This is a genomic window from Ruminiclostridium papyrosolvens DSM 2782 (assembly GCF_029318685.1).
Lineage (GTDB): Bacteria > Bacillota > Clostridia > Acetivibrionales > DSM-1351 > Ruminiclostridium > Ruminiclostridium papyrosolvens.
In genome coordinates, this window is sequence record NZ_CP119677.1 from 3,993,662 (window position 1) to 4,011,317 (window position 17,656).

Genomic DNA, 17,656 nt, shown 5'->3' on the forward strand with positions numbered 1-17,656 from the left:
CCACCTAATTTGTAATCAGTTCACTGACCTAATAAATTAAACTACCGCAACTTTTCTTAATAGAGAAATAATTTTTTGTCTGCATAGTTTTAGTGCAGGCCCAAGTGTACATAGAATTGAAAAAACAATAATAACTACACTTGCAAATAAATAATCAGATGCATTTAAGATTAAGTATAGGTATTCTCCGCCAAATGCATTTGTCATTACACTAGGCCCTATATAAATCCCGTTACTTGCTACAACATTTACTATAACTAATGCAACTCCTATTGCAACAACCGCTGCCGTACAGCAAATATAGAAAAGTTCTAAAAATACAATTCCAAAACACTTTCTTTTGCTAAAACCAATTGCTCTCATAATTCCGAATTCTTTCATGGAAGATACAATATTTAATCTGATGATAGCTTTTAGTCCCACAGAAATAATCAGCAACAGTATTACTACAAACCATTGATAAATAATTTTACAAGTTGGTGATAAACTGGTGAAAAACAAACCGGCATCATACCAATCCTGTGCACGCAGTACATCTGATTTTACTAATAAGGCCTTATCTAATTCTTTTGATAATTCTTTCGAATCGTTGATGTCTTTAAGATATATTTTTACCATATCATACATATCATCACGCATATTGAATAATTTTTTTGCACTTTGATCTGTCATAAATCCAAAATATCCGTTATACTCTGCTCCATCTCCATAGACCCCTACAATTGTATAGCTTTGTGAAACAGGTTTATTTGAGATGTCAAAGGATTCAATTTTTATAGAATCACCAAGTTTTAAATTACCTTTTTGAAGTCTGTCTTCACTTATCATTATCTCGCCTAACTTAGCAGGCCATTTTCCATCTACTAAATTTACAGCTTTTGATTTATTCAGATTATCTGCATCTTCTTTTGTTACACCATATAAAATAGTAGCATAGCTATTGCTTCCAACTGAATAGCTTACCGAACGCCTGATAATTTTCGCAGCGAAATCAACTTTGTCGCTGTTTTTTGCCAGAAAATCATCTAGTATTTTTGCAGCAGCAATGTTTTTTTCATCCTCTTCATAGTTAAATGATTTTGATGTGTTTGGATTTAAAAACTTACCCGGCAAAAAAGGACTAAGATTATAATGAGCTTTCCACATAGCTACGATATGTCCTGATTGCACCTGCAAATAGTTATAATTAATTGTTTTGACCATCCCGTTTGTTAATGCACTGGATATTAGAAGAATTAATATACTAAAAAGTACTGCTATAAAAACAAAAATTGATTTTCTTTTATTTTTCTGAGCATTTTTCCAAGCTATTTTCATTATTTCTAACATAAAATGTCACCTCAATTTTCTTTAAATGCATCTACTGGATTTAAGTTAGCAATTTTCCTGCATGGTACGTATGAAAATATCCCCAATACCACTACTGCAGTAATTAAAACAGTAAATGTATTACCAAACTTAATAGATGGATAGAAATTCTGGCCGAAAATATTTCTCATTAGTCCTGTTATATTTGTAATACCAACATTCGAAAGAATGCTCAAGATAATAAAACTTACAAGTGTTGCGCAAAGCAATGCCAAGATTGATACAAGCATAATTCCGCAAAAATATATGACCGCTATTTTTCTTTTACTAAAACCTATGGCTTTCATTACTCCAATGTCTGTTTTTCTTTGAATTCCTATCATGACTATCAGATTGATTACAAGAATACCTATGATAATAAATAATATAACAATTAAAGCTATGAACATCAGACTGAATATTGTTACAAAATCCATTATATATCCGCTTAATTCTCTTCCCTTTTGTATAGTGTATGTACTTTCATTAATATCTTGACTATTGAATTTATCAGTTATTTTATTAATTTGTGTCTGTGCACTTCCACCTTTGTTTGGTGTTATAACGATATCTGTCAATTCACCTTTGCCATAGCCAAATAATTTTTCTGCATCATCTAAATTTAAGTAAATAATAGGAATATTAAAAAATGATAATGAATTCATTTCTGCAATTCCAATTACCTTTAATTCCTTTGAAATAACTTTTCCATCTTCTGCAGTGGCATCTACCACGAGAGTTTCGCCTACTTTAGCTCCTAAAGCCTCTGCAATTGCTTTAGTCATAAGAATTCCGTTACCTTCATTTGCGGACAAGTAATTACCCTCTATTAATTGCAAGGACTCCTTATAAGCATTATAATTTGCATCGAGGCCAATAAACATAGCCATTTCAGACTTTAAATGCATTGATACCATTCCGTTGTATCTAATACGTCCGGATACATCACCTTTACTGTACAAATCATTTAAAACACTAATTTGTTTTTTTGCATCATCACCTTTAATCTTTACCTCATTAACAGCATCAATATTCCAAGAATAAATTTCACCCTTAGTTGACTCGCCTGAACGAATAATAACATCACCTGTAAAACAATCTCTGATGGAGTTTTGCATATTACTTTCTACTGTTCCTAATACATTTGTACTAAGAACCAAGGTAATTGTTATTACGAAAATGAAGAAAAATAGAGATAACGCCCGCATTTTATCATGTAAAATATCTTTAAATGCTAATTTTATCGTAATCATCTATATTCCTCCTGTTTTATTAATCCATCCTCCATAAAGCAAACTCTTGATGCTCTGTCAACAATTTTACTGTCATGAGTAGAAAATATAAACGCAGTACCTTCTTCTTTATTTATCTTTTGCATAATATCAACAATTTCTGTACCGGTTCCTTTATCAAGATTCGCAGTTGGCTCATCAGCTAAAACGATTTGAGGTTTTGTAACTAATGCCCGGGCAATAGCGACTCTCTGACATTGACCACCTGATAATTCATATGGTTTATGCTTTTTATACTTGTCCAAACCTACTTTTTCTACGAAATAAGCAACTCGCTCTGCTTTTTCCTTCTTTGATATGTCCTTCAATAGTGAAAGAGGCAAAGCAACATTTTCTTCTACTGATAAAACTGATAATAAATTAAATGACTGGAACACAAATCCAAATGTATAGAGACGTAACTTATCTAATTCCTTGTCCTTTAATTTTGCTATAGATTGGCCATTAATAATTACTTCACCGGATGTCATCTGGTCCAAACATCCGATAATATTCAGCAATGTTGACTTACCGCTTCCGGAAACACCCGATAACGCGACAAATTCTCCCTGTTTAATAGTCAAATCTAATTTTTTCAATGCATTTACTTTTGTTTTACCCAAAGAATAATCTTTGGTTAACCCTTTAATTACAACGATATCTTTACCCATAGTAATCCCCTTTATCTTTTATTATTCGTACCTCAATTAAAAAAGTATCAACCCATCAAGTATTCAGCAATTTTAACAACACTTCTGTTTTGCCATAAAGAATACTCAGTTTTTTTCAATTCTTCATTCAACAAACCCATTGCTTTACTGCAATAAATGACAGAGTTAACCAAATCATCTTGAGTCATGTTCATTTTTCTAGTTTTATTAAACGCTTCTTTTAAATATTCCTTAAAAACCAGTGATAGTTTGTATTTACTGTTCTTAGCTGCGAGTTCCAGCCTCTTTTCACTAAAGCCCTTTGATATAATATTTTCATATACTTTCTCAAGTTTTGCGTTAAAGAATCTTTCTTCAATGTACTGTGCTATATCACTTGGAATCATATCAATTGAGTCAACAAAGTCATAAATATTTTTAAGCTTTTTTGCACGAGCAGGATAAAATATTCCTTTCTTTAGAACCTGTACCTCCTTTCCTAACTCAAATAACCTTTCAGAGGGAGCATAGCCAACATCATATGTTGTGATTTGTGCCAGCTGCTCCTTTATTAAATCCGCAACGTCAGCTTCTATTGTGCATTGATTAATTGAGCCTGTCAGAATAAAATCCGAGCCCATGTTAAACAATGTACTAACAACCGTTGGTGAACCAATTCCACCGGCCACTCCTATACGTGAATTCACTATAAGTTTGTTGCTGTTTACTACTTCATTTTTTATTGCCAATACTTCCGGTAAAAATGTAAGAAGATTATTTCTCTCCGTTTCAAAAGCAACATCACCAACAACACAAATATCATCAGCCATTGGAATTTGCAGCGCAATACTGTATTCCTCTTTCGTTATGGAGTTTTCTGATAATAACTCCTCTAAAATGTCTACCGGAGCCGGCAACATAAACTCCCGCGCCATATATGACTGAGATATTTTAGCTAATATGCGGTTACCGCCGGTTACTTGAGCACCATTAAACTGCATTCCTTTAACTCTATATAAAACTAAATCTTTTGTTATCGCCATAACATTAGATAGCTCTACAACTTTTACATTATGTTTTAAACATAGCCTTAATAAATCTGTAAATATGTGAGGCTGGGAATAATCTTTTGTTATATTAATGCCATATAAAGTGTCATTATGTACTTTTGACTTTAATTGCAAAATTTTATTTTCTACCTCATCCATGGTCAAACCATTGGTTCCAAGAAAGCTCAAAAGCTTTCCGTTGCAAGCCGCCGTTACTAAATCCACGCCGGAAATACCTGAACACATTCCTCCAACCACGTAATTATACCGGGTTTTATAGGTGTCCCTAAATTCTTTGCATCCCAAAGCTGTCTCTTTTACTTCCACTTGCTTTGTGTATTCTTCAAAATCAATATCATAATCTATTTGTATTTTTCTAGTCTGCTTTTCTTGTTCACTAAGCGGAGACATATTGGACTGAATACTCTTTACAAGATTAATTGTTGCATTACCCGGGCCAATAGGAATAAACTCCATATTATCTGCCAACAGATATCTTACACTTTCAACCCATTGTACTGAATTGGATAATTGCTGAATAAGAGTGTTTTTAACTTTTTTATTTTCATATGGTCTGGCAGTCAAATTAGCTACTACAGGAATTTTCGGATCATTAAATTTAAAATCCTTCATGTACTCATATAACTTATTTTGAGCATTTCTAAGATATCTTGAATGAAAAGCGCCACTTACCTTTAAAGGCATTACTGCCCTTGCGCCTCCCTTGGTAAAAATCTCATTGCAGCTTTCTACAATATCAGCCGGACCTGATATAGCAACTTGTGTCATTGAATTATAGTTTGCTATATCTATAGCACTGAGATTATTGTTATCAATGATATTTTGAACTTGCTCTCCTGATAAACCTATAACTGCTGCCATGCCACCCCCTTTTTCATCAAACATTAATTCTCCTCTTCTTTTAACGAGCCTTAAGCCATCTTCAAAAGAGTATACTCCTGCAGCATAAAGGGCGGCATATTCACCTATACTGTGACCAATCAGATAATCCGGTATTTCACCCAAATTCTTTTTATGCAGATATTCCAATACTGAAACTACGTATAATGCCGGTTGAGTATATTTAGTCAAATTGAGTTGTTTATTCTCATCATATAGGCACAGGTCTTTAATAGAATATCCCAATATATTATCTGCTGCTTTCACTAACTCGGTGAACTCATCAAAATAATCCTTACCCATTCCAACAATTTGTGAGCCTTGTCCACAAAAAACAAACGTCTTCATTTTATCCCCCACTTTTCGTAAAAAGAAACTCTTCCTCGATATTCTCATGTAAATCTACTAATACTTTTCATTCCATTTCTAAGTAAAAAGGTCTTGAAATCTTTTAAATTGTTAAAAGAAAAGTAAATATTATTTTCAAATACTTCTTTCATACTTTTCCCTACTTCTGTACCATAAGAGTGTCCAGGCAGCAAAATAATATCATCATTAATATGTTCTTTTATTTTCCTTATACTTTCGTATAAGCTTTCCACCATGCTTTCACGCTCAGGAAGTCCGCATCCTTCATTTAGTAAAAAATCCCCGGTGAGAAATAAATTTCCAATCACATAGCTAACACTTGCTGCCGTATGGCCCGGTGTTAATAAACACTTTATAGGCGCAGTTATAGTGCATATGTTTGTTGGTGCTGAAAGTTCAATAATATTTTGGCATTTAAAAGGTCTGGCTAACATCTCTCGTTCTTCAATAAATACAGGACAATCGTATGTGAACGATAACTGGTCAGCTAAATTTATGTGATCAAAATGTGAGTGTGTTATTAGTATTGCGTCTATTGTACAACCTAATCTACGAATTTGAAGTTTAAATTTGTCTATCTCCCATGAGGGATCGACAATGAGGGCGTGATTATTATATGTATTATGAAGTATATAGCAATTGTTAACGAATGCTTGCCACTTTGTTTTTAGGCAAATATAATCAAGCATTTTTCACCTACTCAGACCTAAATTTTATGTCCGCCTGCTGACATATTTCCTGAACTGCAAATTTCCCTGTAGAAGCTGAAATAGTAACAGCTCCCGGACTTGATATCCATTGACCGGCAAGTGCAAAATTATCAATGCCCTCCAGTTTGCATTTATGGTTGCTGTATTTTGCGGATACTTTTCTTCCATATCCCATCCATGCACCTCTATACGCACCATAAATTCTATTATATGTAACAGGTGTGGCAACCTCTGCTACCTCAATTTTCCCTTTTGCCTTCGGGTATGATACTTCAATCTGTTCTATAACTGCCTTTGCAACGCGCTCTTTTTCGGATTTATATTTAGCAATATCTGTGTCATGCAGATTTTTCCAATAATTGTAATCATACACATCCATTGTCACAACGGCAGCAGTTTTCCCTTCCGGTGCAAAAGACTTTTCATGTTTAAATGTATTGACATAAATGTCTTCTATTAAGTCATTACCTATTTTAATCGATTTATTAAGAGAAACTACAAGAGGAGAGACATCCTGTGATAAATCTGCAGCTATTCCTAAGCTGACAAAAACACAGCTGGCAAAGGTATAGTCTCCACCGTTACTACTTAAAATTTCATTATATGCCTCGTCTTTAATTTTACCTTCTAATAGTTTGTTCAGTGTAATACTTATATCGGTAGAAGATATAACATAGTCACCCTTAACAACTTGTCCGTTATCTAATTCAATTCCAACAGCCTTACCATTTTCCTGTAATACTCTTTTAACAGGTGAACTTAAATGAATGGTTCCCCCTAGCTCCTTGAACCTTTTGCAAATGTTTTCGGAAACACCGGCTGATCCGCCCAAAGGCCATCCACCATCATATGAAGCTACTGAGCCAAGTTGAGCAATTGGCGCATATGCCGGAAAAGTATCTAAAGCAAGTGTTTTTAGGGCATTTCTAATTAGAGTACTTTTAAACTTTTTAAAATAGTCTACTCCATCAACTTTTCCGTACTTCATCATAATAGGTCCCATAGAGGACATTTTCATAGAAAATTTGATATTATCGAATATTGACATTTCAGGCATATGCTTATTTACGGGTGTTTCAAATGATTTTGCTTTCTTAGCAAACTTACACAATTCCTTAATCATTTCTGTATCTTCGGGAGCAACTTCAAGTAAGTGTTCTTTTAATTTATCTACATCTCTGTAGAAATATAATTTTTTACCTTTATGTTCAACAGTTAAAAAGATGTCTTCCATTATAATCTTATCGTCTTCAAAAGCACCTAAGGTTTTAAACATATCGTAAGCAGCGGTACCTTTTCTTGTACCAATTAACCATCTTATTGCTCCATCAAAGGTATAGTCTTTCCTCTTCCAAGAAGTACATTCCCCGCCCGGCTTTGGCTGTGCTTCAAATATCTCGGTTTCAAATCCGTTAAGCCTGGAAAACACCCCCGCGGATAACCCTGATATTCCCCCACCTACTATCAATACTTTTTTCATAGTGCTCCCCCTTTATTGGTTGTACTTTTCTAAAAATTCTTTACATACTGCATTAAATTCTTTAGGAACTGATAAGTTTGAACTATGTCCTGAGGTCTCAAATATATGTAATTCGGAATTCCTTATTTCTCTATTCATTCGTTCTGATAATTCAACCGGAAGTATCTTATCTTTTGCTCCGGCAAGAATCAGCGTGGGAATATTAATTTTACCAAGAAAATCTCCTGTTTTCCCATGACCCGAATGTAAAACAGCTTCATATTTCAATGCCATTTCATCTGATATACAGGTACTGTCATCAAATAGCTTCCTTGCTTCGGATGCTCCTGCACTTTCAAAATCATCATAAACTAATTCTTTTAATCCAACATGACTGTCTACCGTCAGTTCAGCCGATGTATTTGCCAGTATCAGTGAATTACAGCGTTCTTCATATTTAATGCCTATAAATTGTGCTAACACGCCGCCCCAGGATGTACCCAGCAAGTCAATCTTAGTATTAATCCCAAGCATATCAATAACTTCCATATAGTAGCTGCTTATTGCTTCAAAAGAGACATCATCACAGGCTTGGCTAAGACCTACACCGGGCATATGGATAACAATCATTTGTCTGTTAAAACTGTCATCACTAAATTGAGGTATAAATTGACTGGCAGCCAAACCAAAACCGGGAATCATAATAAGAGGTTTTCCCTTACCTTTTACAACCACTTCAACCATAGTACCAACTGATTGAAGCTTAATTAGGAAGTGTGTAACTCTGCTATTGGAATCTTCTAGCAAATTTCCAATTGATTTTGGTTCTTTTATCTCATTTACACTCTTCCAGAACTCAACCATATCATCCTTAATGTTGCCAATGCTTCCCGTTCCTAATAAAATCGGCCTCTTATCAGCAATAAGCTTAAATAGTGTTTTATCCGGAGGATTACATTTTTGTCTGTTTAATGATAGTGATATGGACTTTTTAACCTTGTGTTTTGGTGTATACTCACCTAAAACTATGTGTGTGTTTCTTCCTCCGCAGCCGATTTCCGTTATTGCAGCTATTCTGCTGTTATCCGAATTCCACGGATGCAGTTTAGTCAAAAATTCTATATGTTCAGAAGGAGCGTCAGAAATCCGTTTGTTTAGAGTACTTCCCCTTGATATAGATGCAGGAATAATATGATTTTTCATCATAGATATTATCCTAATGATGGCTGCATATACTGAAACTGCTTCCATATCACCAAATTGACTTCTTGAACTTCCAACTGCAATCTTTGTGTCCTCTCTTTGCGGTATCTTTTTTCCAAATACATTAGCATATGACATATACTCATTTTCAGCGGAGAATTTCGTTCCCAAACCAATTGAGTCAATATAATCAACGCCGTTAATTTTACTGTCTGAATATACCTGAGTTAACAATTCTATCAAAGAAGCTTGTCTTGGAACTAACTTTCCGTTACTACTATGTGATTGTATCTTTTTTATTACTGCATAGACCTTATCCTTGTCCCTAACAGCTTCTGATAAGGGTTTTAAAAGAATTACTGCTGCACCTTCTGCAGGTATAACTCCCGAGACATCTTCTCCAAACATATCACTAGCATTATTTTCAGCTAAACGACTTTCGCTGGTTAGTCTCTTGAATCTTTCATCAGAAAGCAATAAATTTACTCCACCTGCGATTGCCATTTTACATTCGCCTTTGGAAATAGAATCTATTGCATCATTTAAACTTTGAGAAGATGATAAAGTCCCATCCAATACTTTAGCAGGGCCCTCCAAATTAAAATGAGTACTTATGTTAGATGCCAAATATGCATTAGTAATCAATTTAATGTCGCATTCATCGTATCCTTTGCTATATAACAGCTCCTTATACTCTTCTCTTGTAGTTCCTAAAAATACGCCTATATTTTGATTTGCTATTTCACTTGTTTTATAGCCTGCATCTGCAAATAATTCAGCTGTTAATTGCAATAAAATTCTATACTTTGGATCAATAAAAGTACTATCTTGTTTTGAATAATTAAAATATTCATTATCAAAATCCCAAATATCTTGAACAAAATAACCTGATTTATTATTTAAATTAGTGCCTTCTCTATCACTACAAGCTTCAAAAACCGTACTATTTGAACAAATTTGCTCCAATACATCTGCCTCATTATCTCCAAAAGGCAGTTTAAATGACACCCCTATAATCGCAATATCATTATCTTCATTTTTCTCTTCTAATTCATACGGCTCCTCTTGATGATATACTTCTGAGTAAGACACTACTTCTATTACATCATCTTTTCTACATCTGCCAACTGACAGTTCACAATATTTATTGGTTACTTCCGTTGAGAAATTAGAAACTAAATAAACAGCTAATGAGGATATATTTTTTAAATTATTAAATATAACCGGACTTATTTCAATTGAGAACTTATCCTTAATGGATACTGCTAATTTAACAAATCTTAACGAATCAAATTCCATATTAGAAAACGGTGTATATTCCCCTATATCTTTTTCAGATAAATCCACAATCTCTATAACGCTTCGCTTTAATTCGTCGTTTACAAAGGCTAATAACTCATCGGGGTTACATTCAACATCTATACATATTGCTTCTGGCGAAACAGTAGTGCATATACTGGTCTCTTCCTTAATAATGTCATCCCGTACTTCTTTATTCTCAACCTTTTCTTCCTTTGTACCTTCTAATACGTAGCCTTTATAATTTAGTAAAATATCTTCGATTTTTTCTGTACTTAAGTATTTTCGATTTATTTTAGTATTAACATTTAAAGGCATTTCTTCCAATACAATGTAATAACTTGGTAACATATACACCGGCAGCCATTTACCAATGTTTGCTGAAATTGCACTCGCATCTATATCTGATTTAATTGATTTTAGTATAACAAAGGTTACTATTTCCGAATGATTAGAACTATCTTTCCTAATTACAGATGCACTGTTACGTATATAATCTAATTTTAATATTTGATTGTCGATTTCTTCTAACTCAATTCTCAAGCCTCGAAATTTTACCATGCCATCAATTCTACAATAATATTTCAGATTATCATCATCCATAAATGAAACTAAATCTCCGCTGCAATGTAAATAGCTATCTTTCAAAAAAGGATTCTGAATAAATTTTTTACCATTAAGCTCATCTTGCTTGTAATAGCATGGCTGATTAGTACCTGCTCCTCCTATATATAATTCCCCTTTAGCACCTTTTGGGAGCAGCTGATGATAGCTATCTAATATATAAATTTGATAATTGTGAATTGGCTTTCCTATCCCAACTTTCCGGGCATCAGTTATTTTCTGTATTGATGTAATAATCGCTGCTTCTGTTGGCCCACACATATTCCAAACAACACCATATAAGTCCATCATCTTTTGAGCCAGATTATTATTTAGTGCATCACCTGCGACCCATGCTCTGGTCATTGTTTTGCTATTAAAGCCTGTAACAAATAATATTTCATACAGTGAAGGAGTTGCACAAAAATATGTAACCGGTATGTCATGTAATTTCTTAGTCAATGCTATCTGATCATCAATAATATCCGAAGATAGCATCTCAATAGTACCGCCGGCACATAATATAGGTAATATTTCTAATAGTGACATGTCAAAACTTATAGAAGCAATTGTAATCGTGTAGTCACTACCGGATACTCCTGGTTCTATTAACATAGACTGAATAATATTAGTTAAACTATTCTGCCAAACCTGAACTCCTTTTGGATTTCCTGTAGACCCGGATGTATAAATCATATATGCTAAATCTTCTAAATTTGTTTCACTCTTATACACTGTTCCCGATAAACTGCTCTTCTTATTACGAAGCTCAGATTCAACAGACAGCTTTGTTATATCGTCATTAATAAATTGAAGTCTGTTATCGTTAGTCAGTACCATTTTCATAGCCGTTTCACCGATAATATAACTAAATCTGTCCAATGGAAGCTTTGTGTCATATGGAAGATAAACCGCACCGATTTTAAATAACGCCAGCATAGAAATGATTACCTCTGCTGATCTATCCATATAAACACCAACTATATCTCCCTTATGTACTCCTCTTTCAACTAATAAATGCGCCAAATAATTGCTCTCATCTCTTAATTGTGCATAAGTAAGCATAGTCCCCTTAAACACTACTGCTGTTTTGTGGGGAAGGGTATCTCCATATCGGTCAATTATTTCATGAACACACAACTGCTCAAAATTTTTGTCAGTATTGTTTATTACATTCAATAAATAATTCTTCTCTTCTTCACAAACGCAATCAAGTTCATATATTAATTTTTCTTGATTGCTGCAAATATCATTTAGCAGGTAAATATAATTCTCACCAAATTGTTCTATAAAATCCTTACTAAATGAGTCTCTTTTATATTTTATTGCAAGTATTGCATTATCCTGTTGTTCTTGTAATTCAAGAAATATGTCAAATACGCCTTCTTGTTGTATACTATTAACTAATTTCGTATCTTGTTCACTCTTACTTCCGAAATTATCAAGTTGGTGTCTTCCTAATTCTTTCAGAAAGGATTGAACTGCAAATACAATAGTATACATATTATCAGTAGTTTTGCCCAATTTCCCGGCAACATTTAAAAATGGATATGTACTATATCGCATAATATCCATTATTTCTTTTTTCAGATTAGAAACAAAAACCCTAAACTTCTCCTCTAATGGTATTTCAGTAAAGACAGGTACTGTATTGGAGAAAAACCCTATGCAGTCAGAAAACTTTGAACTTGGCCGACCATACATGGGTGTTCCAACTTGTAATTTATCCTGTCCTGAGTATCTGTTTAGCAATACAAAAAATGCAGCTAAGGTTAATACATATAAAGAAACACCAAACTCATCTGCTGTCTCCCTTAACTTCTTCAGAGTTAAATAATCAACGCCTTTTAGTATTGTTTCACCTTCAAAAGTTATTCCTCTATTTTTAAGGGGTTCTTTCGGCAAATCTATGCCATTAAAATCATTATTCAATTTTTTTATCCAGAATTCTTCTGCTTCTTTTCCAAAAGCCGATAAAAGCATATTTTCCTGCCACTCAACAAACTCCTTATAGCTCGCCTTGGGCTTTTGAATACGTATTTTTTCACCAATTTTACAGGTACAGTATGCTTCTACAAAATGACTTGCCAGAATAGTTAAGGACGGCCCATCTGCAAGAATATGGTGAATCACTAAAAGAACCAGATGTTTTTCTTTTTCGATTTTAAAATTACATACTCTCAGGCTATAATCCTTAGCTAAATCAAAAGGGCGCTTATAAACAGATAAAACTGTTTTTTTCTGTTTATCAAATGTTTCATTAGTAATATCAAGATATTCATAGGAAAAGTTATTTTCATCCCGAACAGATTGATGTGGTTCGCCATTTTCAACTTCTGTACAATTTGAAAACACAGTTCTCAAATTTCCATGGAGTGATACTATGTAAGAGCAAGTTTTTAAAAGAATTTCTTCATTGACTTCTTCGTTTATGATAATAGGCACTGACAAATTATATGCACTATTATCCGGATACATAATATTACTTAGCCATAATGGCTTTTGAATAGATGAAAGTGGGAAATTAACACATTCCTCTTCATTTCCGCTATTTTCAAGTAACTTTAAGGCTTCTTCTGCACTAATCTCATGACGAAAAACCATACTATATATTTCTCTTTTATTCATATGATTACCTCAATTCACATTCTCTTAAAAATAAATTGCATAATATCAATATTTCAATTTATCTTGTCAGAAAGAAAACTCTCCAAATTATCCCCTGCTAAATTCATGAATGCATAAGTAGATATTAAGTCACTTTTGATAATTCTATTTGAGAATCCTGCCAAAGTAGCCATTGGCCCTAAATCCATTAGAGTAGTCGGCACTGCTGCTTTTTCAATATATTTTATAGTGTCGCTAAATTTGATTGGTTCAGATAAAATATTAAATAGATATTCACCGTTTATATAATCTACTTTCTTTGCGGTCATAGTAGAAATAACTTCAATTGTAGGCTTATTAATTTTCAATTGCTCTAAAAATTTGCAACAGCTTTCTTTGTATGGTTGAATTAAACTCGGATTATGGAACCCTACTTTTGTAGGTAATAAAACCGTCAAATACTTATGCTCTTCATAATACTTATTTAACTTTTTCAATTCTTCCGTTAATCCTGATACAATAAAATGATTATCATGATTAAACGCACCGATACAGCCATACCGATTAGCACAGCTATCATTAATATAGTCTTTATTAATATTTCCGATTACCGTTAACATTCCACTGGGTGCAACTCTGTTTTGTATATAACTGGTAACCGAATATACATACATAATAGCAGCTTCAGGTTCTAATGCACCTGAAACAGTTAACGCCACAAACTCACCTAAACTTGTTCCCACTAATAAATCCGGCTCTACACCATTTTCCATCAGCACCTTCGCTAAAGAATACTGAATTGCAAACAGTACTGCACAGCCAAAACCAACATCGTTAAAGAGTAAGTGTGAATTTTTCTTATTATACATTTCATCAACAAATGATATATTGGTATTTAAAAAGAAGATATTATCAAGATAATCCATGTAATACTTAATTTTTAAGTTCGTATTATACAGATTTTCTCCCATTTCTAAGAATTGTGAGCCCTGTCCGGAAAACATAAATACTATTTTCTTACCGTCATACATCTTTAGTATCCTCCCTGTTATTACTTTCACCCTTTTAAAGGCACCTTTATTTATTCTTATAAGAGAGTCTACCAATAGGTGTTCATTTTTTTATAAGACCAAATGAAAGATTAATATTATGGGACATGTTTATCTATTGATTTATTCTTCCCAACCTTTGATATTTTTCGTATCTCATGTTTACCAGCTTATCCGCAGAGAACTCATAGTATTTATTAATACTTTGCAGGATTTTATTGCTTAAATCCTCATACACATGATTAAAATCTCCGTTATTTTCTTTGATTACCATATCAACAACTCCAAGAGAATACAAATCATCTGCAGTAAGCTTAAGACATTCTGCTACTTCTTTTACTCTGGCCGGGTCCTTCCACAAAATACTTGCACAGCCTTCCGGGGAAATTACAGAATATATTGCGTTTTCCAGCATCCAAACCTCATCAGCTACTGCCAATGCCAAAGCACCACCACTTCCACCTTCTCCTATAAGAATTGAAATAATGGGTACTTTCAAATCAATCATTGTAATCAGATTTTCAGCTATTGCCTGTCCTTGTCCTCTTTCCTCGGCACCAATTCCGCAATATGCCCCTGAGGTGTCTATAAAACATATTACCGGCCTGTTAAACTTTTCAGCTAACTTCATCTGTCTAAGAGCTTTTCTGTACCCTTCAGGATGAGCTGAACCAAAGTTTCTGCTCAATCTTTCTTTAGTATCCAGACCTTTTTCTAATGCTATTACTGTAACCGGCCTATTTCCAAGCAAGCCAATTCCGGCAACTACAGCATTATCATCTCCGAATCGTTTGTCACCGTGGAACTCCATAAAGTTAGTAAAAATATTATTGATATACACTTTTGATGTGGGACGATCTTTTGACCTTGCCGCCATTACCTTATCGTAAGCGCTCATTATCTCGCCTCCATGTTATGTAGCATTAATATATTCCCTAAGTATTTCTTCAGCTCATTTCTGCTAACAATATTATCTATAAATCCTTTTTCCATAAGAAATTCTGCCTTTTGAAATCCATCAGGAAGAGATCTTCTGATTGTTTGTTCTATTACTCTTGGACCTGCAAAACCTATTAATGTATCCGGCTCACTAAGAATAATATCTCCCTGCATTGCAAAACTTGCTGTTACCCCTCCGGTAGTCGGATCTGTCAGAACAGCTACATACAAATTTCCATTATTGCTGTGTCTCTTTACAGCTCCGCTTATCTTTGCCATCTGCATCAAAGACATAATACCTTCTTGCATCCTTGCCCCGCCAGAAACGGTAAAGCCTATAACAGGAATTGATTTGTCAGTTGCCATTTCAAAAAGTCTTGCTATTTTTTCTCCAACAACACAGCCCATACTTCCCATCATAAAAAATGGTTCCATAGCAAAAACAGCACACTCAAAGCCTTCTATTTTAGCAATTCCGCAAATTACAGCTTCGTTTTCGCCATTTTCTTCTATTGCCGTCTTTAACTTTTCGGCATATCCCGGGAAATCTAATATATTCTTAGATTTAAGTTCTTTATCATACTCCACGAATGTCTCATCATCTACTGTTATGCCTATCCTTTTTCTTGCATTTATTCTGAAGTGATATCCGCATTCTCTGCAAACCTCAAGGTTATCTACCAGTTCACTTTTTAGCAAGGTCTCTTTGCATTTTGGACAAATCAATAACAGTTCCTTAGGTGCACAAGGAATTAAAGTTGATTCCTTTTTATATTCCATTTCCGGTTTTAGTTCGAGTTTTTTAAATGATATTTTTTTTAGCATATGGTTGCTCCATTCTTATTTTCCATTTCATTTAAAATATTTTCGATATGAATTGGATCTGTAGAATAGCTACCTTCTTTAAATATCTGACTTGATATAATGTTCATATGAAGTAAACTATTATGTTCTATACCCTCAATAACTAATTCAGATAACGCCACCATCATCTTTCTGATAGCCTCTTCTCTTGTCCTTCCGTATACTATTAACTTCCCCAGCATGGAGTCATAGAATGGCGGAACAAAATAATCTTGATATATGGCAGTATCAAACCTTACCCATGGCCCGCCGGGAATGTGTAAAAGTGAGATTTTACCACTGCTTGGCCTGAAATTTATCAGCGGATTTTCTGCATTTATTCTGCATTCAATACAATGCCCTTTAATCTCAATATTTTCTTGTTCAACGTCCAGAGGCATGCCCGCCGCAATACGTATTTGCCATTTTACAATATCTATTCCAGTAACCATTTCAGTTACCGGATGCTCCACTTGAAGTCTGGTATTCATTTCCATGAAATAAAAATTACCATATTTATCCAATAAAAACTCTACTGTTCCAACACCTGTATAGTTAGTAGCTTTTGCGACTTTTACGGCTACTTTCATCATTTTTTTTCGTAGCTCTGCGCCAATTGCGGTAGATGGGCTTTCCTCTATTAATTTTTGGTGTTTTCTCTGTAAAGAACATTCTCTTTCCCCCAGACAAACAACCTTTCCGTAGTTATCACATAATATCTGCATTTCTACATGCTTAACAGGAGAAAGATATTTTTCTATATAGCAAGCCCCATCTCCGAAGGCACTTTTTGCTTCCGAGGATGCGGTAAGATATGCGCTTTCAAATTCATTTTCGTTATATACAATCCTTATACCTTTTCCTCCACCACCGGCTCTTGCCTTTATTAGTAATGGATAACCTATATCGTTAGCAATATTAATAGCATCCTTGGGATTTTCAATAATATCACCGCCTGGGATTACGGGGATTGAAGCATTTTGCATAATCCGTCTGGCATTATCCTTATCTCCCATCTTTGATATTATATCTGAACCAGGTCCGATAAAAACAATGTTGCACTTCTCACACAGAGATGCAAATTTAGAGTTTTCGGATAATAGTCCATAACCTGGATGTATCGCCTGAGCATTGCAAGCAATAGCAACAGTAATAATAGCAACCATATTTAAATAGCTTTTTCCGGTTTGAGCAGGACCTATACAATAGCTTTCATCAGCCAGTGTTACATGCAATGCATGTCTGTCTGCTTCTGAAAATATTGCTACTGTGGATATTCCCATTTCTTTGCATGCACGTATTATTCGAACAGCTATTTCACCGCGGTTTGCAATAAGTATTTTATTAAACATATTTAC

General features: G+C 34.2%; 11 protein-coding genes. All 11 read right to left on the reverse strand.

What is annotated here, in order from left to right; genetic code table 11:
• Window positions 1–36: 36 nt before the first annotated feature.
• The 11 genes from P0092_RS17750 to accC all read right to left on the reverse strand — a co-directional run bounded on the left by P0092_RS17750 (window position 37) and on the right by accC (window position 17,650).
• A complete protein-coding gene (locus tag P0092_RS17750) occupies window positions 37–1,329 on the reverse strand; it encodes an ABC transporter permease (protein WP_276186982.1) in 1,293 nt (430 codons plus the stop codon).
• Window positions 1,330–1,340: 11 nt separating this feature from the next.
• Window positions 1,341–2,600, reverse strand: coding sequence for an ABC transporter permease (locus P0092_RS17755; protein WP_004615874.1), 1,260 nt, complete (start codon window positions 2,598–2,600; stop codon window positions 1,341–1,343).
• Window positions 2,597–3,289, reverse strand: coding sequence for an ABC transporter ATP-binding protein (locus P0092_RS17760; protein ID WP_004615871.1), 693 nt, complete (start codon window positions 3,287–3,289; stop codon window positions 2,597–2,599). Before P0092_RS17760 ends, P0092_RS17755 begins: the two co-directional genes overlap by 4 nt.
• A gap of 47 nt (window positions 3,290–3,336) precedes the next feature.
• A complete protein-coding gene (gene fabD, locus P0092_RS17765; RefSeq protein ID WP_004615869.1) occupies window positions 3,337–5,565 on the reverse strand; it encodes an ACP S-malonyltransferase in 2,229 nt (742 codons plus the stop codon).
• 44 nt (window positions 5,566–5,609) lie between these two features.
• Window positions 5,610–6,275 carry an MBL fold metallo-hydrolase gene (locus P0092_RS17770; RefSeq protein ID WP_004615867.1) on the reverse strand — a complete coding sequence of 222 codons (666 nt, stop codon included), beginning with the start codon at window positions 6,273–6,275 and terminating at the stop codon, window positions 5,610–5,612.
• A 7-nt stretch (window positions 6,276–6,282) separates the two neighbouring features.
• Window positions 6,283–7,776: a phytoene desaturase family protein gene (locus P0092_RS17775; RefSeq protein WP_004615865.1), complete on the reverse strand. Its 1,494-nt coding sequence runs from the start codon at window positions 7,774–7,776 to the stop codon at window positions 6,283–6,285.
• Between the two features lie 12 nt (window positions 7,777–7,788).
• Window positions 7,789–13,488, reverse strand: a complete 5,700-nt coding sequence (locus P0092_RS17780; RefSeq protein WP_276186983.1) for an alpha/beta fold hydrolase — start codon at window positions 13,486–13,488, stop codon at window positions 7,789–7,791.
• Between the two features lie 53 nt (window positions 13,489–13,541).
• Entirely contained in the window at window positions 13,542–14,498 is a 957-nt protein-coding gene (locus P0092_RS17785; protein ID WP_004615859.1) for an acyltransferase domain-containing protein, read from the reverse strand.
• Between the two features lie 133 nt (window positions 14,499–14,631).
• Window positions 14,632–15,414: an acetyl-CoA carboxylase carboxyltransferase subunit alpha gene (locus tag P0092_RS17790; protein ID WP_004615857.1), complete on the reverse strand. Its 783-nt coding sequence runs from the start codon at window positions 15,412–15,414 to the stop codon at window positions 14,632–14,634.
• A complete protein-coding gene (accD, locus tag P0092_RS17795; RefSeq protein WP_004615855.1) occupies window positions 15,414–16,280 on the reverse strand; it encodes an acetyl-CoA carboxylase, carboxyltransferase subunit beta in 867 nt (288 codons plus the stop codon). Before accD ends, P0092_RS17790 begins: the two co-directional genes overlap by 1 nt.
• Window positions 16,274–17,650 (reverse strand): acetyl-CoA carboxylase biotin carboxylase subunit, encoded by a 1,377-nt coding sequence (gene accC / locus P0092_RS17800; RefSeq protein WP_004615853.1) that lies wholly within the window; start codon window positions 17,648–17,650, stop codon window positions 16,274–16,276. The genes accD and accC overlap by 7 nt, the downstream gene beginning before the upstream one ends.
• Window positions 17,651–17,656: the final 6 nt, after the last annotated feature.